This is a genomic window from Adhaeribacter arboris, assembly GCF_003023845.1.
GTDB lineage: Bacteria > Bacteroidota > Bacteroidia > Cytophagales > Hymenobacteraceae > Adhaeribacter > Adhaeribacter arboris.
Genome location: NZ_PYFT01000001.1, coordinates 1,753,093 through 1,776,396, shown reverse-complemented (window position 1 = coordinate 1,776,396; position 23,304 = coordinate 1,753,093). Strand labels below are relative to the sequence as shown.

17 protein-coding genes and 1 tRNA gene are annotated in these 23,304 nt (G+C 40.9%); 13 read left to right on the top strand and 5 right to left on the bottom strand.

The genetic code is table 11. The annotated features are described in order from the left end of the window. The first annotated feature begins 8 nt into the window (after positions 1–8). Positions 9–2,009: a hypothetical protein gene (locus AHMF7605_RS07295; RefSeq protein WP_106927874.1), complete on the top strand. Its 2,001-nt coding sequence runs from the start codon at positions 9–11 to the stop codon at positions 2,007–2,009. A 136-nt stretch (positions 2,010–2,145) separates the two neighbouring features. Here the strand turns inward: AHMF7605_RS07295 and AHMF7605_RS07290 are convergent, their stop codons facing one another. After that, a complete protein-coding gene (locus AHMF7605_RS07290; RefSeq protein WP_106927872.1) occupies positions 2,146–2,835 on the bottom strand; it encodes a CAP domain-containing protein in 690 nt (229 codons plus the stop codon). A 128-nt stretch (positions 2,836–2,963) separates the two neighbouring features. Here AHMF7605_RS07290 and AHMF7605_RS07285 point away from each other — a divergent pair, with 128 nt between their 5' ends. From AHMF7605_RS07285 to AHMF7605_RS07275, 3 genes are all read left to right on the top strand, one after another. Then, positions 2,964–3,995 carry a quinone-dependent dihydroorotate dehydrogenase gene (locus tag AHMF7605_RS07285; RefSeq protein ID WP_106927870.1) on the top strand — a complete coding sequence of 344 codons (1,032 nt, stop codon included), beginning with the start codon at positions 2,964–2,966 and terminating at the stop codon, positions 3,993–3,995. A 71-nt stretch (positions 3,996–4,066) separates the two neighbouring features. Then, a complete protein-coding gene (locus tag AHMF7605_RS07280) occupies positions 4,067–6,766 on the top strand; it encodes an FtsK/SpoIIIE family DNA translocase (RefSeq protein WP_106927868.1) in 2,700 nt (899 codons plus the stop codon). A 33-nt stretch (positions 6,767–6,799) separates the two neighbouring features. Then, the gene (locus AHMF7605_RS07275; protein ID WP_106927866.1) at positions 6,800–7,444 is read left to right on the top strand and encodes a LolA family protein; all 645 of its coding nucleotides are present in this window, start codon (positions 6,800–6,802) and stop codon (positions 7,442–7,444) included. A 70-nt stretch (positions 7,445–7,514) separates the two neighbouring features. Here AHMF7605_RS07275 and AHMF7605_RS07270 read toward each other — a convergent pair whose 3' ends face one another. Continuing rightward, complete coding sequence (locus AHMF7605_RS07270; RefSeq protein WP_106927864.1) at positions 7,515–8,030, bottom strand: GNAT family N-acetyltransferase; 516 nt, start codon at positions 8,028–8,030, stop codon at positions 7,515–7,517. Between the two features lie 278 nt (positions 8,031–8,308). Here AHMF7605_RS07270 and AHMF7605_RS07265 point away from each other — a divergent pair, with 278 nt between their 5' ends. Then, positions 8,309–11,248: an FAD-binding and (Fe-S)-binding domain-containing protein gene (locus tag AHMF7605_RS07265; protein ID WP_106933381.1), complete on the top strand. Its 2,940-nt coding sequence runs from the start codon at positions 8,309–8,311 to the stop codon at positions 11,246–11,248. Between the two features lie 123 nt (positions 11,249–11,371). On the opposite strand, the gene AHMF7605_RS07260 is transcribed toward AHMF7605_RS07265, so the two are convergent. Beyond that, the gene (locus tag AHMF7605_RS07260) at positions 11,372–11,755 is read right to left on the bottom strand and encodes a hypothetical protein (protein ID WP_106927862.1); all 384 of its coding nucleotides are present in this window, start codon (positions 11,753–11,755) and stop codon (positions 11,372–11,374) included. Positions 11,756–11,799: 44 nt separating this feature from the next. After that, entirely contained in the window at positions 11,800–12,714 is a 915-nt protein-coding gene (locus AHMF7605_RS07255; RefSeq protein ID WP_146153534.1) for a hypothetical protein, read from the bottom strand. A gap of 592 nt (positions 12,715–13,306) precedes the next feature. On the opposite strand from AHMF7605_RS07255, the gene smpB reads away from it, so the two are divergent. The 5 genes from smpB (at position 13,307) to AHMF7605_RS07230 (ending at position 17,772) form a co-directional block, all read left to right on the top strand. After that, positions 13,307–13,774, top strand: a complete 468-nt coding sequence (smpB, locus tag AHMF7605_RS07250; protein ID WP_106927858.1) for an SsrA-binding protein SmpB — start codon at positions 13,307–13,309, stop codon at positions 13,772–13,774. Positions 13,775–13,916: 142 nt separating this feature from the next. Further along, on the top strand, positions 13,917–14,702 hold the full coding sequence (locus AHMF7605_RS07245) for a C40 family peptidase (protein WP_106927856.1): 786 nt from the start codon (positions 13,917–13,919) through the stop codon (positions 14,700–14,702). An 89-nt stretch (positions 14,703–14,791) separates the two neighbouring features. Next, a complete protein-coding gene (locus tag AHMF7605_RS07240; RefSeq protein WP_106927854.1) occupies positions 14,792–15,292 on the top strand; it encodes an HNH endonuclease in 501 nt (166 codons plus the stop codon). Between the two features lie 328 nt (positions 15,293–15,620). Further along, entirely contained in the window at positions 15,621–17,534 is a 1,914-nt protein-coding gene (rpsA, locus tag AHMF7605_RS07235; protein ID WP_106927852.1) for a 30S ribosomal protein S1, read from the top strand. A 167-nt stretch (positions 17,535–17,701) separates the two neighbouring features. Further along, positions 17,702–17,772: transfer RNA gene (locus AHMF7605_RS07230), tRNA-Cys, on the top strand. A 130-nt stretch (positions 17,773–17,902) separates the two neighbouring features. On the opposite strand, the gene AHMF7605_RS07225 is transcribed toward AHMF7605_RS07230, so the two are convergent. After that, positions 17,903–18,553: a response regulator gene (locus AHMF7605_RS07225; RefSeq protein WP_106927850.1), complete on the bottom strand. Its 651-nt coding sequence runs from the start codon at positions 18,551–18,553 to the stop codon at positions 17,903–17,905. A 409-nt stretch (positions 18,554–18,962) separates the two neighbouring features. Between AHMF7605_RS07225 and AHMF7605_RS07220 the strand changes: the two genes are divergently transcribed. The 3 genes from AHMF7605_RS07220 to cphA all read left to right on the top strand — a co-directional run bounded on the left by AHMF7605_RS07220 (position 18,963) and on the right by cphA (position 23,228). Next, complete coding sequence (locus tag AHMF7605_RS07220) at positions 18,963–19,304, top strand: STAS domain-containing protein (protein ID WP_106927848.1); 342 nt, start codon at positions 18,963–18,965, stop codon at positions 19,302–19,304. Between the two features lie 348 nt (positions 19,305–19,652). Continuing rightward, positions 19,653–20,546, top strand: coding sequence for a cyanophycinase (locus AHMF7605_RS07215; protein ID WP_106927846.1), 894 nt, complete (start codon positions 19,653–19,655; stop codon positions 20,544–20,546). A gap of 57 nt (positions 20,547–20,603) precedes the next feature. Then, positions 20,604–23,228 (top strand): cyanophycin synthetase, encoded by a 2,625-nt coding sequence (gene cphA / locus AHMF7605_RS07210; RefSeq protein ID WP_106927844.1) that lies wholly within the window; start codon positions 20,604–20,606, stop codon positions 23,226–23,228. Positions 23,229–23,304 lie beyond the last annotated feature (76 nt).

Here is a 23,304-nt window from a genome sequence, read left to right as displayed (position 1 = left end):
TTGCTTTCATGTTCCAAATTTACAAGAATTATTTGTTCACGAGTTTAATTTGGCTGGGCCTGTTAATAGCTAAACCAACTACCGCTCAAACTTTGCCCGAAAAATTAAACACTTTTTTAAAAGAGCGTACTTCCGAAAGACTGGTGTTGATTACCGATAAGCCGTATTACCAAGTAGGTGATACCGTTTATTTTCGGGTGAGCAGCAATCCAAATACTTCGGAAAATTTGGTGGAGATGCAGTTACTGGCGCCAGATACCCCTAACCCGAAATCAACAAAAGTTTTATTAAAAGACGGTTTAAGTATCAGCTATATAATCTTGCCAACTAATGGTACAAGCGGCGATTATGTTCTGCGGGCTTTTAGCCCGGTTGGTTGGGAGGCTTCGCAACTTATCCGGGTGTATACTACCACTCAAGCAGATGGGGTTTATAAAACGAGTAATTGGGCAAAATCAGGCAGTAATGAGAATTTAAAAGTTGTAAAAAATCAAAATAACTGGGAAATAAACTGGCAACTTTCCGGAAAGCCAAATGAATCTAAAGGATGGTTTTTAATCACGGATTTCAACCAGGTTATTTTTTCTCAAGAGATAGATTTTTCTGATTTAACCGGGAAAATTACCGTACCCACCGCAGCCATTACCACTAATCAGGTTCAATTAGTACTAGCCCAAAGTTCCGGTGAAATTCTTTTTAATTACTCGCTTTATCCTAATGAATCAGTAAAAAGCCTTTACCAAGTACAATTAAATAAAAACACTTTTAACCTTCGCGAAGAAGTAAAGGTATCACTTGTGGCCGAAAACTCTTCGGCTAAGCCGGCTAATTCACTGGTGTCGGTGCGGGTTTTAGAACAATTAGATTCTATTCCGTTCAGTTTTTCTGGAAATCACCCGGTTACGGAAAGTTTTAATTTGTACCAAAGCTTACCCACTTATAATCTTAAGAAAATTGTAGCGGCCAGTTCATCGGCTCCGGAAGAATATATTTTTAATTTAAAAGGTAAAATCGTTTCGGTAACGGATAAAAGGCCTATCGGGCATAGCTTAATTCATTTAATAGTACCCACTTCCAATCAGCTCGAAGTAGTTTATTCCGATAAGGACGGAAGAATTCAGGTGGAGTTGGATCCATTTGAAGGTATTAAACCCTTGGTATTTCGGGCAATTCAGGAAGGGATTGAATTACGTAACCTGGAATTTATTCCGGATTCTGCGCAAAGTGTCGTACCCTGGACACAAACGTATACTGCGGAGGCGTATACCCTCGCCCAGCAGGAGTTAATTACAAAATTTAAAATTCTTAACCGGATTAATCAAGCTTTTACTCTCGAAAGCGAGGCGAAGGTTGCTAGACGAAGCAATGATCTGAAACCGAGTCAGTTGGAAGAAAGTAAATTAAAGCCAACTACCAGCTATGACCTGCAGGCTTACGAAAAGTTTAGCAACGTAACCGAAATATTTCGGGAGTTAATTCCGGCTATTGAAATTGTGAAGCGAAAGGATGGCGTACACGCCCGCTTGTACGCCCGGCTTTTAAAAAGATTTTACACGAATTATCCTTTGTTTCTGGTAGATGGTATTCCGAGTTATGATGTCGAAACTATTTTAAATTTACCAGCCAGCCAGTTGGTTAAAATTGATGTATTCAATACTTCTACAGCCTTGGCGCCGTTTGACGTATTAAGTACGGGTGGGGTTGTTGCTTTGTACACCAAAGACCGCAATTTTAATCCGGCGGCTTTGCACGATAATAATATTACCGTAACCGGAACGGCTCCTTCTATTGTAGCCCCCCAATTTAACCGACCAGAACCAACCACCCCCGATTTCCGGCCATTAGTTTACTGGAACCCCGTACTTAAAACCAATGCCAACGGATCGGCTAACTTTTTGTTTTCCACCAACGATCAAATCGGGAAGTTTGTCATTGAAATTACTACTACCTCAAACAATGGTGAAGTAAAAACCGCTACTAGTCCTTACACCGTTGAAGCCCAAAAATAAAAATCAGGATCCTATTAAAGGAGAATTTAAAGTTCGCAAAAAGTTTTATAATTTGTTTTTGAATGGTTGCTAGTAGAATCTCCGGAAAGTTAAAATTTATATGGATAGTTAAGGTTAATGCTTCATTCGTTGGAGCTTAATTAGAATTAGAAGGACCATAACCGCCGAAGTTTTGGGCGATCCGGGCAAAAGGAACCTGTCTTTGCTGATAAGGATTTTTGGAAATTCTTGCGGCACAGCCCATGTATTGGTAATGAATACTTAAAAGGCTTTGGCGGTGCGGCGGAGAATGCAGCCAACCATCCACTACGGCTACGGCGTAGGCCAGGTAGGTATAAGGCTTAAATGGCTTTCGGGTATCGCAGTTCAAATAATTAAAATACATTTTAGATTCCCGCACAGGACAGTATTCCAAATCCGTATTTATTATGTCGTACTGGGCTATATTTTCCGCGGAATAATGGAAGAAGCCCCCGAATGCGGTTATACGTTTATCCGGAGTTAAATAAGCCAGTTGCTTTAAATTATAATGATCGTAAAAGTCCAGCTCAATCATAGCCTGCGCGTGAAAAGTGGCTGATCGGTGTAAAGCGGGTAAATACTGCAAAAGCGGTTTTCCTTCTTGAGTGCGAATTTTATTGGTAACTTGAAATATAGCGGCATCTAATAACGCGTAATCGGGTTGCTTTAACGGTATGGTTTTCCGAGCAGCGGGTAATTTTTCAAAATCCTGCCAAGCAATAGAATAATAAGCCGGCGCGCCTGGATCCAGCTGCGCAGCTGCCGAGTAAATAAGCCACGAAAAAAAGACCGCCAACAGGTACAATCTATTATAATTTTAAGGGTAAGTATAATTAATTAAAATTCAGGATAATAAATGAAAGGTTTAAAGAAACCACGGAATAAGTAAAAGCAGTACTTACATTTTTGCGCTTAGTGCCGTAACTTTACCGAATGTACAAGCCATTTATTCGCCCGCTGCTTTTTCAATTCGACCCGGAACAAATTCACGACCTTTCGTATTCGGGAATTAAAACAGCCTTTAAATTGCCGTTTGCCGCGGAACTAGGAAAGAAGATATTCCGGGTAGATCATCCCATTTTAGAACGTGAAGTGTTCGGGTTAAAGTTTCCGAATCCCGTAGGTTTAGCGGCTGGTTTTGATAAAGATGCGCGGTTGGTCGACGAATTCGAAACTTTTGGTTTTGGCTTTTTGGAGATAGGTACCTTAACCCCCATGCCTCAACCCGGAAACGACAAACCCCGGCTTTTCCGGTTGCCGAAAGACCAGGCCATCATTAACCGGATGGGGTTTAATAACCGGGGCGTGGAAGTGGCGGCGGCTCGGTTGCGGAACCGGAAAGGAACTACCATTATCGGCGGCAATATTGGCAAAAACAAGGTTACTCCCAATGAGCAGGCTTTGAAAGATTATTTATATTGTTTCGATGCCTTGTACGATGTAGTAGATTATTTTGTCGTAAATGTGAGCTCTCCCAATACTCCGGATTTGCGCGCTTTACAAGATAAAGAACCATTACAGCATTTGCTGTCGGAGCTGCAAAATCGTAACCAAAGCAAGCCTCAAGCCAAGCCATTGCTGTTGAAAATTGCTCCGGATTTAAATCAAAACCAACTGGATGATATTATTCAAATTGCCATAACTACCCAGCTCAGTGGCCTCATTGCTACCAACACCACCATTAGTCGCAATAACTTATTAACGAGTCAGGCAGAGGTTTCCGCCATGGGAGCCGGTGGGTTAAGCGGTAAACCTCTTACGCAGCGTTCCACCGAAATTATCCGTTACCTCCGGCAGCATTTACCGCAAAATATTCGCCTGATTGGCGTAGGAGGCATAATGACCGCATCGGACGCCTTGGAAAAACTGGATGCCGGAGCCGATTTAATTCAATTGTACACGGGTTTTATTTACGAAGGACCCGGTTTAGTTCGGCAAATAAACCAGGCTCTGCTCAGAAGATAAAAAGGGAGGAATGGTAAATTTTGTTCTGGCGAATTAAGATAAAAATGTAAATTAGAGTTTTCTATAAAAGCATGGCTACGAATACTTACAAACGTGAAGCAGGTAATGCGCCGAAAGCAAAAAATAGCCCCAAGGCCAGTGACGAGCCGGTAAACCGCTCCTTTAATGCTCCCAAACCCGCTAAAGCCCCTTCAGTGGGAAGAACTTTTCCGAAATTTAAGTTTATTAGCTTTGGGTTTCTGCGGGACCGTCGTTTTCATTTATTTATCGGCTTTACTTTGCTGCTGGCCGCCCTGTACTTGTTAATAGCTTTTGTGTCTTATTTATTTACCGGTCCGGCCGATCAAAGTGTAGTAGAATCTCTGCAAACCAGTGATTTAAAAGATTCTGGCCTCGAATCAGAAAACTGGCTGGGTTTGTTTGGCGCCTGGATCTCGAACTATTTTATCTATAAGTGGCTGGGCGTTGCTTCTTTCTTTCTGATTCCCATTATCTTTTTTAGCGGCTATAAAATCTTGTTTCGCCGCACCCAAGTCTCTCTTTCGTATACCTATACCGTTTGTACGTTTGCCATGCTATGGTGTAGTTTGCTGCTGGGGTATCTTGTGCTGCGTTTGAACCGGGTCGAAGATTTGTCTTATTTAAGTGGCGGCATTGGCTACGAAACGGCCCTTTGGTTCGAAAGCTTGATTGGTTTAGGTACCGCTTTTCTACTAGCTTTCCTGTTGATAATTTTTGTGGTTTTCTTTTTTAATATCACCAGTTTGTCAGTTAAAAAAGCTTCTGATAAAGCCACTACTTTATCTCCATCCGATAACCGAGCCGCGGTAAATGCTTATAATGCGGATACCTACGAACAACACTCATCGGGCATAAACCAATATGCCAATCCTACTGCTGATATTGAACAGGCAGAATTGCCCGAAGAAATTGAGGAAGAAGAACCAGAGATGGTTTTAAGTCAGAATTCTTTTACGGACAAGGCCAATGTTGAATTAACCATAGCTAAATCGCCTGGCTTTACCGTTGAGCCTATATTCCTAAGTCCGAGCAATCCCATTTCTCCCAATAAACCTTTAACTGGTGGTATTCATTTGGATATTGAGCCCATGGCTTACGACGAAGATGAACTTTTTGAGGAGGAAGATTTATTTTTGGAAGAGGAAGAACCCATTAAAAGCGCGACGACTCCTTTACCTGCTCCTGCCCCCGAATTTAAGATTACCGATTTACCCGTGGAACCTTTGGGCCAGGAAATGGCAAATTACGACCCTACCTTGGACCTGGCCCGTTACCAATACCCCAATATTGAGTTACTGAACGACTATAACTTAGGTAAAATTCAGGTTACGAAAGAAGAACTGGAGGCCAATAAAGATAAAATTGTGGAAACGCTGGGAAATTATGCTATTGGTATTGCCAGTATCAAAGCTACCATTGGCCCTACCGTAACCCTTTACGAAATTGTGCCCGATGCCGGAGTACGGATTTCTAAAATTAAAAATCTGGAGGATGATATAGCTTTGAGTTTGGCTGCTTTAGGTATTCGGATTATTGCGCCCATTCCGGGCAAAGGTACCATCGGGATTGAAGTACCGAACAAAAAGAAAGAAATGGTGTCCATAAAGTCTATTCTTTCTACCGAAAAGTTTCAAAAGAGCGAAATGGATTTGCCCATTGCTTTCGGTAAAACCATTACCAACGAAGTTTTTATTACTGATCTAGCCAAAATGCCGCACTTACTGATGGCGGGCGCGACCGGTCAGGGCAAGTCGGTGGGTTTAAACGCCATTCTTACTTCCTTGATTTACAAAAAGCACCCGAGCCAACTCAAGTTTGTGCTGGTCGACCCCAAGAAAGTGGAATTGTCCTTATTTAATAAAATTGAGCGTCACTTTTTAGCGAAATTGCCCGACAGCGACGAACCTATTATTACGGATACGAAAAAAGTTATTAATACCCTTAACTCGTTGTGCATGGAAATGGACATGCGCTACGATTTACTCAAAGATGCCGGTTGCCGTAACTTGAAAGAGTACAATCAAAAATTTGTGGAGCGCCGCTTGAATCCAAAGAAGGGTCACCGCTTTATGCCTTTTATTGTATTGGTAATTGATGAGTTAGCGGATTTAATGATGACGGCCGGCAAAGAAGTGGAAACTCCCATTGCTCGGTTAGCCCAATTAGCCCGGGCCATAGGTATTCACCTGGTGGTGGCTACGCAGCGGCCTTCGGTTAACGTAATTACGGGTATTATTAAAGCTAACTTTCCGTGCCGGATTTCTTTTAAAGTTACGTCTAAAATTGATTCGCGTACTATCTTGGATACCGGTGGCGCCGAACAGTTAGTAGGGCAGGGTGATATGCTGTTCTCGGTGGGTTCTGATTTAATCCGATTGCAGTGTGCTTTTGTCGATACACCGGAAGTAGACCGTATTTGCGATTTTATTGGGGAACAGCAAGGCTATAACGATGCTTATTTACTACCGGAATTCTTTGGGGATGAGAGTGGCAACGACAAAGCCGACTTTGACCCAAGCACCCGCGATTCTTTGTTTGAAGAGGCGGCCCGTATAATTGTAACGCACCAGCAAGGTAGTACTTCGTTGCTGCAACGTCGCCTGAAATTAGGTTATAACCGGGCCGGCCGTTTGATTGACCAGTTAGAGGCAGCTGGAGTAGTGGGGCCATTTGAGGGCAGTAAAGCCCGGGATGTTTTAATTCCGGACGAATACAGTTTGGAACAATTATTGAATACAATGGAAAAATAAGAAATATCCAATGTTACTTCCTTCAAAAAAATTATGAAAAGAATAACTTTATTCGTATTTATTATAGCATTAACCATAAACCAGTTTGCTCAGGCGCAAGACCCAAAGGCTCGCCAGATTTTGGATGCCATGAGTAAAAAATACCAATCCATGAAAGCTTTTCGGGCTAACTTTAATCAAACTCTGGAAAATACTACCAGTAAAGCCAAAGAAAACCTGGAAGGTGAAATTACGGTAATGGGCAATAAATTCCGCTTGAAAACCGAAGATCAGGAAATTATAAATAATGGCAATACCATTTGGACGTACATTAAATCCGAAAACGAAGTCAACATTTCGGAGAATGATCCGGATGATGAAGCCATGACCCCGAATAAAATCTTTACAATGTATAAAAAAGGTTATAAATCGGCGTACGTAGAAGAGGCCAAAGAAGACGGCGAATTGTGCGATGTAATAGAGCTTTCGCCGGAAGATAAAAACGATCCGGTTTTTAAAGTTCGTTTAAATATCAGTAAAAAAGACAAATCGTTAAAAAGCTGGAAAATGTTCCGCAACAACGGTAACCGGTATACTTACACCATTACTGATTTTACCCCTAATCCAAACGTAGACAACAACTACTTTGCCTTCGATAAATCGAAATTTAAGGGAGTTAAAGTAATTGATTTGCGGTAATCTGCTTTCAGATTTATTAAGAATAACTGCAAAAGCTGCTTACTAAGAGCAGCTTTTTTTATGGGCTGGTTTATTCCTTAGTAGTGGCATAGAGAAGCGAATCAATCAATTGTCCGTTTTTATAAACGCTTTTAAGTAGTTTACCTTCAAAATGGTAGCCAGCCTTTTCCAGTACTCTGGCCGATTTTAAATTCCAATCGAACACTGCCGCGTACATCCGTTCCAGTTTTAAGATTTCAAAACCGTATTTTGTCATGGCTTTTAATGCTTCCGTAACAATGCCCCGATTCCAGTATATTTCGCTTAACCAATAACCAATTTCGGCACTTTTACTGTATACATCTGGTTGTAAAACTAGGCCTATACCACCCACTGCTTCACCATTTACCTCCAAGGCAAAGTTAGTTACGGGTTCAATTGCATTGGCTAATATTATCCAATTCTGCGCATCTTGCAAGGTATACGGGTAGGGAAACGAGTTTCGCAGATTTATCCAAATATTGTAATTATTCGCGTGCTTAGCTAAAGCCAATTCATCTCCCAGTTGCCAGTATCGAATGGTGCAGGTTGTAAGAGTAAGGTGCATATGCTAAATCTAAAAATTACAGTTTTTTATTTCGAGATTTTTCTGGTTAGTATAATGAGTTAAGGTAAAGAAGATTTAGCTAAGATTTATAGGAAAAGAATACCAAAATTAAAGTGATCACTCATTTAAGGGGGAAAGTAAAAGGTAACCATTTTATTTAAAATTTTCCAAAAAGAAAGGTTTAACTTCAAAGTTGTTTCTTTAGCCAATATATTAGCGTTCTAAACCGGGCATTGTATTTAGCTTAAGCAGTGTTAGCGCCTTTGCCCTTTGTAAAAATGAATACAGACAAATTACAACAACTTGCCCGCCAGTTAACCGGCGAACTCCATTTTGATTCTACTATGCGTACGCTGTACGCCACCGATGCTTCGGCTTACCGGGAAATGCCGCTGGCAGTAGCTTTTCCGGCAAATAAAGAAGATATAAAAACTTTAATTCAATTTGCCCGCCGCGAAGGCACCTCGCTTATTCCGCGTACAGCCGGTACGTCCTTGGCCGGTCAGGTGGTTGGGAGTGGTATTGTGGTAGATGTCTCGCGTACCTTTACTCAAATATTAGAGATTAACCCAGAGGAAGGTTGGGTGCGGGTACAACCGGGCGTTATCCGGGATGAATTAAATTTGTTTTTAAAGCCATACGGTTTGTACTTCGGGCCGGAAACTTCTACCGCCAACCGGGCCATGATTGGGGGTATGGTCGGAAATAATTCTTGCGGCTCCAACTCGGTGGTATACCGCAGTACCCGGGAACATTTAGTATCGGTAAAAGCTATTTTGAGTGATGGCACCGAAACGGAGTTTACTCCATTATCCGCAGCCGAATTTGAAGCAAAATGTTTAGGCGAAACGGCTGTTAGTTCGTTAGAAACCCGGATTTATCAGGCAACCAAAGCCATGCTTTCTCATCCGGATACCCAAGAGGAAATTCGTAATGAATTTCCAAAAAAAACGGTAGAACGCCGCAATACCGGTTACGCCGTAGATTTACTTTTAGAAACCGAGCCTTTTACCCCGGGAGCTGATGCTTTTAATTTTTGTAAATTACTTGCAGGTTCTGAAGGAACATTGGCTTTTCTAACGGAGATAAAATTGAATGTGGTGCCCTTACCACCGCGGGAAATTGGCCTGCTTTGTATTCATTGTAATAGCGTAGATGAAGCCTTACGAGCCAACTTAGTCGCTTTAAAATACCAGCCCAGCGCCAGCGAACTCATGGACCATTACGTGCTGGAATGCACCAAAGCTAATATTGAACAAAGCCAGAACCGGTTTTTCGTGCAGGGTGATCCGGGAGCCATTTTGGTAGTTGAAATTGCTAAAAATAGTACTGTAGAAATAGAAACAGTAGCGGCTGCTTTAACCGCTGATCTTAAAACGCAAGGATTAGGTTATCATTATCCCTTGGTACTCGGCCCGGATACGAAAAAAGTGTGGACCTTACGGAAGGCTGGTTTAGGATTACTGTCTAATATTCCGGGTGATGCCAAACCAGTAGCAGTAATTGAGGATACAGCCGTAGATGTGCAGGATTTGCCGGATTTTATCACCGAGTTTAATCAAATTCTAAAACAGCACGATTTATTCTGCGTGCATTATGCGCATGCCGGTTCCGGAGAATTGCATTTGCGGCCCATCCTAAATTTAAAAACGGCTGCCGGAAACAAGCTTTTTAGGATTATTGCCGAAGAAATTGCCCGCTTGGTTAAAAAATACCGGGGTTCGCTCAGCGGCGAACACGGCGATGGGCGGTTACGCGGCGAGTTTATAAAATGGATGGTAGGGGAGAATAATTATCAGTTGCTGGAAGAGGTAAAACGCACCTGGGACCCGGACAATATCTTTAACCCCGGCAAAATTGTAAATACCCCGGCGATGGATACTTTTCTGCGGTACGAGCCCGGGCAGGAAAATCCGGAAATAGCTACTGTGTTTAAATTTAAAGATGCCCAAGGAATTTTAAGGGCCGCCGAATTATGTAACGGTTCCGGCGATTGCCGGAAAACGCATTTAACCGGCGGCACCATGTGCCCAAGTTATATGGTTACCCGCAACGAAAAAGATACTACCCGCGGGCGCGCGAACATGTTGCGCGAGTTTCTGACCCGTTCAGATAAGGCTAACCGGTTCGATCACCACGAAATCAAAGAAGCTATGGAGCTTTGCATTTCTTGCAAAGGTTGCAAGTCAGAGTGTCCTTCGAACGTAGATGTAGCCAAGCTCAAAGCGGAGTTTCTGCAGCATTACTACGATGCAAATGGCATCCCGCTCCGGACCCGTTTAGTAGGTAATTTCACTAATTTAAATAACCTGGCTTCGGTAGCCCCAGGTATCTACAACTTTGTTTTTACAAATAAATTTACCTCGCAGTTAGCCAAAAAAGTAGTAGGGTTTGCCCCCGACCGACCTTTGCCTTTATTGCATAAAACTACCCTGCGGCAATGGTTTAAGAAGCATCAACGGCAGAATACGCAGATTAAGGCATCTAAAGGTAAAGTCAATCTTTTTTGTGACGAATTTACCAACTTCAACGACGCCGAAATAGGCATGAAGGCCGTGCAGTTGCTGGAGCAATTAGGCTACGAAGTACATATCCCGGAACACGAAGAAAGCGGCCGCACGTATTTGTCGAAAGGGTTAGTGCGCGAAGCAAAGAAATTGGCGATTAAAAACGTATCTCAGTTAAGTAAAGTAGTTTCAGCAGATGCCCCATTAATTGGAATTGAACCGTCGGCTATTTTAACTTTTCGGGATGAGTACTTGGATTTAGTAGAGGATAATCAATACACCAGTGCGCAGAAATTAGCCCAAAATAGTTTCTTAATTGATGAGTTTCTTGCGGCCGAAATTGCGAAAGGAAACATTACGAAAGAACAATTTACCAAAGAAAAGCGCTTGATAAAGCTGCACGGGCATTGTCACCAGAAAGCATTATCATCGGTATTATTTACCCAGAAAATGTTGTCGTTACCGGAAAATTACAAGGTAGAAGTTATTCCTTCAGGTTGCTGCGGTATGGCGGGTTCGTTTGGCTACGAAACGGAACACTACGAAGTATCCATGAAAATTGGCGAATTGGTTTTATTCCCAACTGTTCGAAAACAACCTGAGCATGTTATAATTGCGGCTCCAGGAACTAGCTGTCGCCACCAAATAAAAGATGGTACAGGGCGAAAAGCTTTACATACTTTGGAAGTGTTGTGGGAAGCACTGATTTAGATTGTAGATGTAAGTGATAATAAACTATATTGCTAATCCTAAACAAAAATATTTTCCTTGGGATTAGCAATATAGTTTAATTAAATACCATATAGTGTTGCCCAATTCATCAGTATTTCTAAGCTATTTATCTAAGGAAAATTTAAACTCAAAATCATCAACTTTAAGGGAATCAAGAAATTTCAAATACTCGCGATTAGTTTTTGGATTGCCAATTATGTCTGGGCTATTATAGTAAATGGAATCTTTTTTACTATTAAAAATATAAAACTCATTATACTCTGTTTCTACAATAATAAACCCTTTAATCTCTCCCGCTCTTTTTACGTTAGCAACTCTTAAAATGGCATTACCGTCTGATAGATTATAATCGAGAGAATAAAAATTTCCTGCAGGATCTTTTGAAACAAAATACTTATCTGAAATTCTATGTTCTTTTTCAAATATATTAGTGCAAGAAGATATCAATAATCCAAAAAATAAATAATTAATAATTTGCCTTAACATCAATATTGCAACTAAATCAATTTATATATCTGGAATCTATATTCTTACTGGTACTGAATGTAATACGGCTTAGGAGTTAAGGTGAGTATTTCTTTGGGCTTCATCAAGCGCCATCCTTTTCTTTTAATATCGTTTTTATAGAAAATCTTCAGCCCGGAATATTGCACGGGCTCGGCTTTAATGTATTTCTGGTAGCTCCAACGCTTTATAGAAGGGCTGCCCCAGCCGTCCATGTGCATTACAATCTGGCAATTGGGATTTAATTTTATGTTTTTGTAATTGGTAATCATTTTTTGGGTAAATCGGTGCACAATTAACAATTTCGGCGGCAATTGATTTTGCTGAGCAAGATCGGCCAGATATTGCGAAGCAAAATTAATATCTGCGGCGTCGTACGAACCCACGTATCGCCCCGGAATACGATTGGGTTTTAAAGCAAATTCCGGGTCGATACCCAAGTGCACGTTCGGTAATTTTAAATAAGCTTCTAAAGGCGGTAATTCTTCCTCCAAAGTGCTGTGTCCGGCCTGAATATCTAAAAATACAAGAGCGTTCCGTTGTTGCGCTAAAGCCAGCACAGAATCAATCACCGAATTGGCCATACGAAGCCGGTATTTACCACTATTACCTGGCTCATCTAGGGCCGTAACAGCAATTACATGTAAGGCGGGTTGCACCGGAGTGCGGGGATCGGCCTTTTCCCAGCGGGCAACTTCCTGGTCTAATTTGGCCAGCATTTCATCCGGCGGCAGTTCGCCCAATATGCCCATTCGTTTAGATAAGGGATTCCCGTAAAAAGCAATAATTCGTTTACGGGGCAAAATAGAACCGGCCAAAGTATCCGGACCAATCACGGGTGAAGACGAAGGAGTAACTTCACTTTTTAGTTTTTCTTTTACCGCTAATTGGGCGGTTTTCAAGCTGTCTCCTTTCCTCTCGGGTTTTACAGAAACTTTCAATGAATCCTTATCTAAAAAATTAATAGCAGTTTCAGGAAGTACTAAAGTATCGGACTGTACTAATTGTTGAACATTTTTTTTGGTTTGAATTAAGTTCTCATTCTGCAAAACGGGAGAAATCCAGGGTGCAACAAAATAAGTTAGACTTAAAACCAGAGGGCAGAATAGAAAAAAAGTCTTCCGATTCACAATATAATTATATAAATAAGTTAGTTAAAAGACAATATCGGATTATAAAACGGATTTTCAAGTAAAATATAACGAAAATGTTATATTGGTAAGGCTCCTGAGAAAATCGAATTTTAAAATTTTTATACTTTACAGGTAAATTCTGCCTTTAAAAATCAAAGTAGCAAGCATTACAAGCCAGATTTATAAACAATAGTCATCTCCATTAATTATTAAAGACCGTAAAACTATTATTTAATCTTTGTTTAGGATAATGCTGAGTTCGGAAAGCTCCTTTTATTAGATTCGAGAATCTTTTAAGTTGGCAATAATGTAAGTTCTTTGGTTTACGGCAGGAGAAACCAGCTTTAAAATTTTGAAAAAAGAAAAATTAGCTAAACTTTTGATAATTATACGAGGATAAATGGCGAAAGAAAAAGATCGAATTAAGAAAAACGTCAACATAGTTAACCGGCGGGCTTCGTACGAGTATGAATTCTTGAGTAAATACATCGCGGGAATTATGCTTACGGGTACCGAAATAAAATCCATCCGCGAGGGGAACGTAAACCTGCAAGATGGTTTCTGCACTTTTTTACAAAACGAGTTGTGGCTGCACCAGGTAACTATTGCTAAATACACCGAAGGAACCTACAACAACCACGAGCCTACCCGCCCGCGCAAGCTGCTTTTAAATAAAAAGGAATTAAATCAGTTAAATAAAAAATCAGAAGAACAAGGACTTACCATTATTCCTATCCGGTTTTTTGTTAACGACCGTGGTTTCGCTAAAGTAGAAGTTGCTCTGGCTCGCGGTAAAAAGTTGTACGATAAACGCGAAGACATTAAAGAACGCGACGTAAAACGGGAATTGCAGCGCGAACGATTTTAAATTAGACGCTAGATATTAGATTTATAGATATTAGACAAAATTGCTTTATATGATTAATTTTGATAATAGGCTCTAAGTAAAACCAGAATATCTGTTCTAAGTCTAATATCTAAAATCTAGCATCTAACCTCTAAAAAAAACAGTGGATTACGGAATTTGCAGTTTAAGTTTAGTACCCGTACGGGCCGAACCTTCCGATAAAAGTGAATTAGTTACTCAGTTGCTTTACGGGGAATGTTATAAAATAATTGGTTCACAAGGAAACTGGTACCAGATTCAAATTGCGGCGGATGATTACATTGGTTGGATTGATTTTAAGCAAAACTGCCCGGTAACCACAGATTATTTTGAGGAGTGGAAAGAATTGCTGCATCCGCGGGCGGTAGATTTAGTGCAAACCATTAGCAGTCCGGAAACACGCATTCCAATAATGATTGGCAGCATACTTCCTTTTTTTGATGGTATCAACATTCGGATAAATAACCAAAAATACGTTTACAGTGGCCGGGCTACTAACAACTCTTTGCCTTTTAAAATCAACTTTTTTACTAAAATTGCCAGAAGTTACCTCAAAGCTCCTTACTTGTGGGGAGGCAAGTCTATTTTTGGCATAGATTGTTCCGGTTTTGTGCAGCAGGTTTACGGCATTTGCGGTTATTCTTTCCCCCGCGATGCCTGGCAACAAGTATCTTTAGGCGAAGAAGTTCATTTCGCCAACCAAACGCAACCCGGTGATTTAGCTTTTTTCGATAACGACGAAGGACGAATCATTCACGTAGGAGTCATGCTGGAAAACCCGCAGATTATTCACGCGCACGGCGAGGTAAGAATAGACGTACTCGATCATTATGGTATTTTTAATCAGCAGCGCAAACGGTATACCCACCGCTTGCGCATCATAAAAAGAATTCTGCCGGCAGCAAAATAAATCCTTTAACTTTTTTGTTCTTAAATGTACCACCTGTTCTTGCTAAACAAGTGAAAATTACGTAGGTTAGGCAAGCATCTTACACGTTTATGGATCAGAAAGTACTAATTCTTAATCAAGATTATTCCGCTATTTCTCTTTGCAGTATTCATAAAGCTTTTATTTTATTATTTCTGGATAAAGCCGAATTAGTAGAAAAACGGAAGGGCGCTTTGCGTACAGTTAGCAAATCATTTCCGGTACCCTCCATTATTCGGTTGCAACGCTACGTAAATGTGCCTTATAAGGGCATTGCCCTTAGCCGCCAGAATATTATGCGCCGCGATCAGTTTCGCTGTTTGTACTGCGATTCTACTAAAAATTTAACCATCGATCATATTATTCCGCGATCCAGGGGAGGAGAATCGAATTGGACGAATTTAGGTACGGCTTGTATGCGTTGTAATACCCGAAAAGGGGATCGTACGCCGGAGGAAGCCAATATGCAATTAAAGCAAAAACCGAAAAAGCCTAGTTTAACCTCCTTCCTGGTTTTACATTCCGATACTATTGATACTAGTTGGCATACTTATTTGCGCACGAAGAACTAGTAACATGGCATATGATGCGTTATGCCAGAATATTTTCTACTACCTAAAGCGAGTAGTATTTTGTGAGCTTTAGCTGTTGCGCAATGTTTTGCTTTTTAAGTTGTACTTACTATAACATATTAGTTAGTACAGAAAAAGTGATTCGTGGTTAACATAATCAACCACAAAGGCTTACACGGTCACTTCAAAACATTATTTTTATTTTTCCCTCAAATTGACTACTTTTGCCGTCCGTTCAAAATGAATGGTTCCGGCTAATCCGGAAGTTTTATAAACAAATTACCGGCAGAAAGCTCGGCTGTTGGTTAGTATTTCAGAGCTATTATTTATGAGTGCAAATATTGATGATTTTGATTGGGATAAATTTGAATCCCAAAAGTTTGGCGGTGCTTATTCCAAAGATCAGCGGACCGAACTAGAAAAAATGTACTCCGATACCCTGAATACCGTTCAGGAAGAAGAGGTAATTAAAGGTACTATTGTAGGTATCACCGATCGGGATGTTATTCTGAACATCGGTTTCAAATCAGATGGTTTAGTTCCCCTTTCTGAATTCCGCGATCAACCCGACATTAAAATCGGTGACGAAGTAGAAGTATTCATCGAAGATCAGGAAGACCCTAACGGTCAATTAATCTTGTCCCGGAAAAAAGCTAAAATTGTGAAGGCTTGGGACAATATTCACAAAGCATTAGAGCACGATACAGTACTGGAAGGTTTAGTAAAACGCCGGACTAAAGGTGGTTTAATTATGGACCTGTACGGTGTGGAAGCTTTCTTACCCGGCTCTCAAATTGATGTGAAGCCAATCCGTGATTTTGATATTTTCGTGGGTAAGAAAATGGAAGTTAAAGTAGTTAAAATTAATTCGGCTTTCGATAACGTAGTTGTTTCGCATAAGGTACTCATCGAGAAAGATCTGGAGCAGCAACGTCAGGGCATCCTGAACAACCTGGAAAAAGGTCAGGTACTCGAAGGAGTTATCAAGAACATGACTAATTTCGGGGTGTTTATCGATTTAGGTGGGGTAGATGGTTTACTGCACATCACCGATATTTCGTGGGGCCGCATCAACCATCCGCAAGAAGTACTGGAATTAGACCAGAAAGTAAACGTAGTAGTTTTAGACTTCGACGAGGACAAAAAGCGTATTTCGTTGGGTATGAAGCAATTAACGCCTCACCCATGGGATGCTTTATCGGCTGACATTGAAGTTGGTTCCCGGGTTAAAGGTAAAATTGTAAACGTAGCCGATTACGGTGCTTTCCTGGAAATTTTGCCTGGCGTAGAAGGATTGATTCACGTTTCCGAAATGAGTTGGTCGCAGCACTTGCGTAATCCGCAGGACTTCATTAAGCAAGGCGATGAAATTGAAGCAGTGGTGTTGACCTTGGACCGGGACGAGCGCAAAATGTCGTTGGGTATTAAGCAATTAACCGAAGATCCTTGGACCAAGCAAGATGTATTAGAGAAGTACGCCGTCGGAACCCGGCATACCGGGGTTGTCCGTAATCTGACTAACTTTGGCTTATTCATTGAGTTAGAAGAAGGCGTAGATGGTTTAGTACACGTTTCCGATTTATCCTGGACGAAGAAAATTAAACATCCTTCTGAGTTCGTGAAAGTAGGCGAGACCTTGGACGTAGTAGTATTAGAGTTGGATGTGCCAAACCGCCGTTTAGCTTTAGGTCATAAGCAACTGGAAGAAAACCCTTGGGATACTTTTGCAACGGTGTTCCACATAGGTTCTATCCACCGGGCTACTATCCTCGAGAAGAGCGATCGGGGTGCGGTACTGGAATTGCCTTACGGTATCGAAGGATTTGCTTATCCTAAAAACCTGGTTAAAGAAGATGGTGCAGTTGCCGAAGCTGGCGAGACTTTAGACTTTAAAGTAGTTGAGTTCTCGAAAGAAGATCGTAAGATTACTTTATCGCATAGCAACGTTTACCTGGATGCGAGAGAAGAAGCCTCTAAAGCCGATAAGTTTGCCAAGAAAAAACCGAGTCCGGTAGTAGGTGCTGCTCCCACTCAGCAAGGTGCTAAGCCGGTTGATATCAAGAAAAAAGAAGAAGTAAAATCTACTCTTGGTGATCTGGAAGCACTTTCGGCTTTAAGAGAGCAAATGCAGAATAACGAAAAAGAAGTTGGCGCTAAAAAGCTGCAGGCCGCGGCCGATGCTAAAGCAGCAACGGAAAACCCTAAACCGGAGACATCCGACGAAGAAGCAGAGGCTGAATAGTTTTTGCTTTAATTAAAATATAAAAGCGCTCTGTTTTCAGAGCGCTTTTTTTATGAACGTAATAAATAATGGTACATACCTAACTTACAGACTAACAAAAAATATTTTCCCGGCTTAGCGTTTTGAATCACGCAAATTTATGTCTATGTTTGCACTCGCAAATACACGGTAACGTGGCCGAGTGGCTAGGCTCAGCTCTGCAAAAGCTGCTACAGCGGTTCGAATCCGCTCGTTACCTCTACAATAAAAAAGGCTTGGTTAAAAACCAAGCCTTTTTTATTGTAGAGGTAACGCAGAGCGCTATTTAAATTGAGCGTATTTACACGATCAACCGTGGACTATCGACCATCGAATAGGGACCAATTAGTCTAATCAATAATGCCTTTTTCCAAAGCGAATTTTACTAAAGCCGCGGTATTTTTAGCCTGAGTTTTTTCAATTAAATGCTGTCGGTGCGATTCGATCGTTCGCTTACTGGTGAAAAGCTTATCGGCAATCTCGGCGTTAGTAAATCCTTCGGCAATTAACCTTAGTACTTCTATTTCGCGTTTTGATAAATCACCGTGCTGCCGGCTGCCGTTAGCTTCTGTTTTAGTGGCGGTTGATTGTACCCTTTTTAGTAGATTAAGAGCAATCTCGGTGCAGATAAATTGATTACCGGCGGCAACGGTAGTAATGGCATAAACCATCTCTTCGCGACCGGTATTTTTAAGAATATACCCCGAGGCACCCAAGTCCAGCACTTTTGAAATATAGTTTTCGTGATCCAACATGGATAGTACCAGTATTTTTATGTTCGGATAATTTTCCCGAATATATTTTGTGCCCTCAAATCCATCCATCAAGGGCATGTTTAAATCCATCAAAATTACATCAACCGGGTTGTTAGGTATAAAGTCCACCATCTCCAAGCCATTTGAAGCTTCTCCTACTACTTGAATGGTTGCTTCGTCTTTTAATAAAGATTGAATTCCATCCCTGATAATTTTGTGATCATCTACTAATAATATTTTAATCATTCTTAAATAGATTAAAAGCTAAACAAGGGTAGTGTACGCGAAAGTAACAGCATAATGCAATTTAAAACTGACTTTATACACGACAATCAACTCTTATACGAAAGAAAGTATTTTTTAGGCCTATTTATTAGATTAAAGTAAATGGATAAATTAGAAATTACGCACTTATTTTATTGGATCTATACTAACTTTATTACAAAATTAAATTTTCTAGTTTATACGCAAGAAGTATAAATACTGATTTAACTGCTATTAACACGGCTTTTTGAAATTCAGTAAATTATCGGCTTCTATATTCATTTAGATATAAGTAATTTACTAGTATTCAATAAGTAATATGACAGCAATGAAATTATAGAGTAAATTAATCTGGCTGAGAGTTTAATAAACATTTAGGCTAAAAAGCAGAATGGAAGTAAATACTATTTCACATCGTGATCATTTCCTCATTACTTTAATTGGTTGTGTAGATACAAATACAATTCTTTCGTTAAATCGTCAATTGGAACAATGTCTGCAATCAGATACTCCGGCCATTCTGGTAGATTGTAAGAACTTAACGCATGTTTGCATAGCTGGTTTACGCTCTTTACTGCACTATCAAAGATTACTTCAAAATAGAAAAAAGAAAATTATTGTATTTGAATTAAAAGCTACTATTAAATCAGTTTTTCTTGAAACTGGTTTAGACCGGTTTATTTCGGTAGCTTTTACTTACGAGCAAGCCTTGCACCTTATTCGCCAACGCTAAATAGTTGATTTTTGAAAAAGTTGGTTGTATTACCTGGTGATGGAAGCCTATGCTTGTCAATAAGAGTGGACTTTAATTGCTGTTGAGCTCCGCCATCATTCCCCTCTGCATCCAATTATTACAGAAAACAAAATGAATAGTACAAATATGTAATGCAAGATTATTGGATCTGTTCTTTTTATAATTTTCCGTATAAATACGTGCATAACGCATTAAATACCCAACCTTGTTTTTAGATTATCTTTTCTCTTTAGGCTGCGTATTTTATCTGCAAGCCAAAATGAATTAAATAAATAGGTGCCAAAAGCTACTGTTAGATTTAAATTATTAGAATAAGTTAATCCTACTATGACAAAAAAGCGGAAAGCGTTAGAACAAAGTTCGGAATGCCCAACTCCTAAAGGTGTTTTAATTGCCATTGGCGGAAAGGAAAATAAAGGACAGGCTCCCGAGGAAGGTTCCAATCAGGATAATAATGCGAATTTTGTTGAATTAGGTATTTTAAATTGTTTTAAAAGCGAGTTAAAGGGCGAAAATCCATTAGTGGTCGTGGTTCCTACGGCTAGTTCTGTACCCGAGGAATCGGCAGAAGATTATATAAAAGCTTTTAAAGAATTAGGATTAACCAATGTAAAGGTTATAGATATACGTTGCCGGGAAGACGTTAGCAAACCAGAATATATGGACCTGATTGAACAAGCTAATGGCGTTATGTTTACGGGGGGAGATCAGCTACGCTTAACCGCTATTTTGGGAGGTACCGATTTCTTAACCCTTCTCAAACATCGGTATACCTACGATGATATTGTAATTGCAGGTACTAGTGCCGGAGCAACAGCCCTGTCCACTCCCATGATTTATGAAGGAGCCTCTGCCGATAGTGGTATTTTAAAAGGCGATGTACGAATAACTACCGGATTGGAATTCTTGCGAGATATTGCTATTGATACTCATTTTATTGCCCGGGGCCGTATTGTACGCATGACCCAGGCTATTGCTACTAATCCGGGATGCATTGGCATTGGTTTGGAAGAAGATACCGGTGTAATTGTACGGGAAGGGCGGAATTTAGAAGTAATTGGGAGCGGCTTAATTGTTATTGTCGACGGACACCTCACTACCGAAACTAACGTACATATAGTACATACTGGTGCCCCGGTAACTATCCGCAATTTAATTGTTCATATGCTGGGAAAAGGCGATCAATACCAAATTACTACTGCGGAAAGCTATCATAAATAAGAATCCCGAGAAGAAAAATTAATTTTTGATTTGAAAATATAAATAATATTCCCATTCATGGAAATCGTCGATTTAAGGATCATGCGTGGTCCTAATTATTGGTCCGTAAAACATCCGAGGATTATAGTTTTAAAGATAAATTTAAACGAATACAGCGGTGTGTTAACGAATAGCTTAAATGGATTTGCTGATCGTCTGGAGCAAATGTTTCCGGGTTTATATGAGCACCGGAGCGCTGAAGGAGTAGAAGGGGGGTTTTTTAAAATAGTCAGAGAAGGAGCTAAGCTTAGCTACGTTATAGAACATATCGCGCTGGAGCTGCAAAATTTAGGCGGTATGGATTGTGGCTTTGGTCGAACCATGCCCTCACCGGATCAAAGCATGGATTATGTGCTGTTTTCTTACAGTGAAGAGCGGGCGGGAGAGTATGCGGCCCGTGCAGCGGTGAAGATTACCGAAGCTTTAATTAAAGGTACTAAATACAATTTGCAACGCGACATTGACCGGCTGCACGAAATCCGGGAAGATGAACACATTGGTCCGAGTACGTATTCCATTGTGGCAGAAGCAGTGAGCCGGAATATACCTTTTATTCGGCTGAATAAAAACTCTCTTATTCAGTTAGGTTATGGCGTGAACCAGAAGCGCATTCAGGCCACTATGACCTGCCGTACTTCGGTTTTTGCCGTGGAGTTAGCCGGTGATAAAAACGCAACCAAAGATATGCTCCGGGAAGGGGGAGTGCCTGTCCCTCAAGGTACTACTGTATACGATGCCACGGAACTGAAAAAGGCGGTAACCGAGTTAGGCTATCCGATGGTTATTAAACCCTTAGATGGCAATCATGGCAAAGGTGCCACGATTAACATTAAAAATTGGAAAGATGCTTTAAAAGGATTAAACGAGGCGCAAAGGTATTCGGAGGCTGTAATAGTAGAGCAATTTATCGAAGGATTTGATTTTCGGTTACTCGTAATAAACAAGAAATTTGTGGCCGCTGCGAAGCGTACTCCGGCTATGGTGGTAGGAGACGGGGTTTCTACAATCCAGGAACTAATTGATAAGGTAAACGAAGATCCACGACGCGGAGTGGGGCACGAAAAAGTGCTTACTAAAATTAAAGTAGATAAACAAACCAATGCCATTTTACGAGATAAAGAATTAACCACTAAATCGGTCTTATCTGCCGGTGAAATTCTTTATCTTAAAAGTACGGCTAATATTAGCACGGGCGGAACAGCTACGGACGTTACCGATATTATTGATCCTTATAATGTACTTATGGCCGAACGGATTGCCGGCATAATTGGTCTGGATGTATGCGGCATCGACGTAATGACGACCGATATTGCCATTCCCCTGAACGAAGCGCGCGGAGCTGTATTAGAAGTGAATGCAGCCCCTGGTTTCCGGATGCATATTTCGCCTACGGATGGTTTACCCCGCAACGTGGCCGAGCCTGTTATTGATATGTTGTTCCCTCGAGGTTGCCCCTCCCGCATCCCAATTATTGCGGTAACAGGAACCAACGGTAAAACGACAACTACCCGCTTAACCGCCCATATTATTAAATCTTGTGGTTATCAGGTAGGTTTTACTACTACCGATGGTATTTACATTCAGGACCGGATGCTGGAAAAAGGCGACACCACTGGTGCCCGTAGTACCGAATTTGTTTTGAAAGACCCAACCGTAAATTTCGCGGTGCTGGAGTGTGCCCGGGGCGGGATGTTACGTTCCGGTTTAGGATTTCAGCACTGTGATGTAGGCATTGTAACGAATGTAGCCGCTGACCATTTAGGGTTAAAAGACATTAACACCCTAGAAGATATGGCTCGAGTAAAAGCAGTGGTTCCTAAAACAGTAGTTCCCGATGGGTATGCTATTCTAAACGCGGATGATAATTTGGTGTATGCCATAGGTAAAGAACTCAGTTGTAAAATTGGGTATTTTAGTTTAGATGAAAATAATCCCCGAATTCTAAAACATATCTCAAAAGGAGGTTTAGCGGCGGTACTCGAAAACGGATACATTTCCATTTTTAAAAATAGTTATAAAATCCGGATAGACCGGGTAGCCGATATTCCTTTAACTTTCGGGGGACGAGCTCGTTTTAACATCGAAAACGTATTAGCGGCCACTTTAGCTGCTTATGTATCGCACGTAGCCGTCGATGATATTAAAACCGCGTTGCGCACTTTTATACCATCTCCCGCTAAAACACCCGGACGGATGAATTTATTTAAATTCTCTAATTTTGAGGTTCTGGTTGATTATGCGCATAATGCGGCCGGATTGAAAGCTATTGGTGAATTTTTAAAAAACACGCATGCGGCCCGTAAAGTGGGAATAATTGCCGGAGTAGGGGATCGCCGGCCAGAAGATACAATAGAATTAGGTAAAATGGCCGGTGAGTTGTTCGACGAGATTATTATCCGACAGGATGAGGATTTACGCGGTGCGAGTCCGGAAGAGATTATCAGCCTGCTCACGCAAGGAGTTAATTATTACGGCGAGAAGGAAGTAAAAATAATTCCCGAGGAAATGCGTGCTATTGCGTACGCACTAGAGAATGCTACGCGCGACTCATTTGTTTGTATCTTCTCCGAACAAATATCAGAAGCAATTAAATTAGTAGAAAATTTTAGAGTTATCCAAGATCGTCGGGTATTAGTGGAGTAGCCCTAACCGAAACAGAAAACCTTATAATAAGAGGCCCGATAAGATTACAATCTTATCGGGCCTCTTATTATAGTAT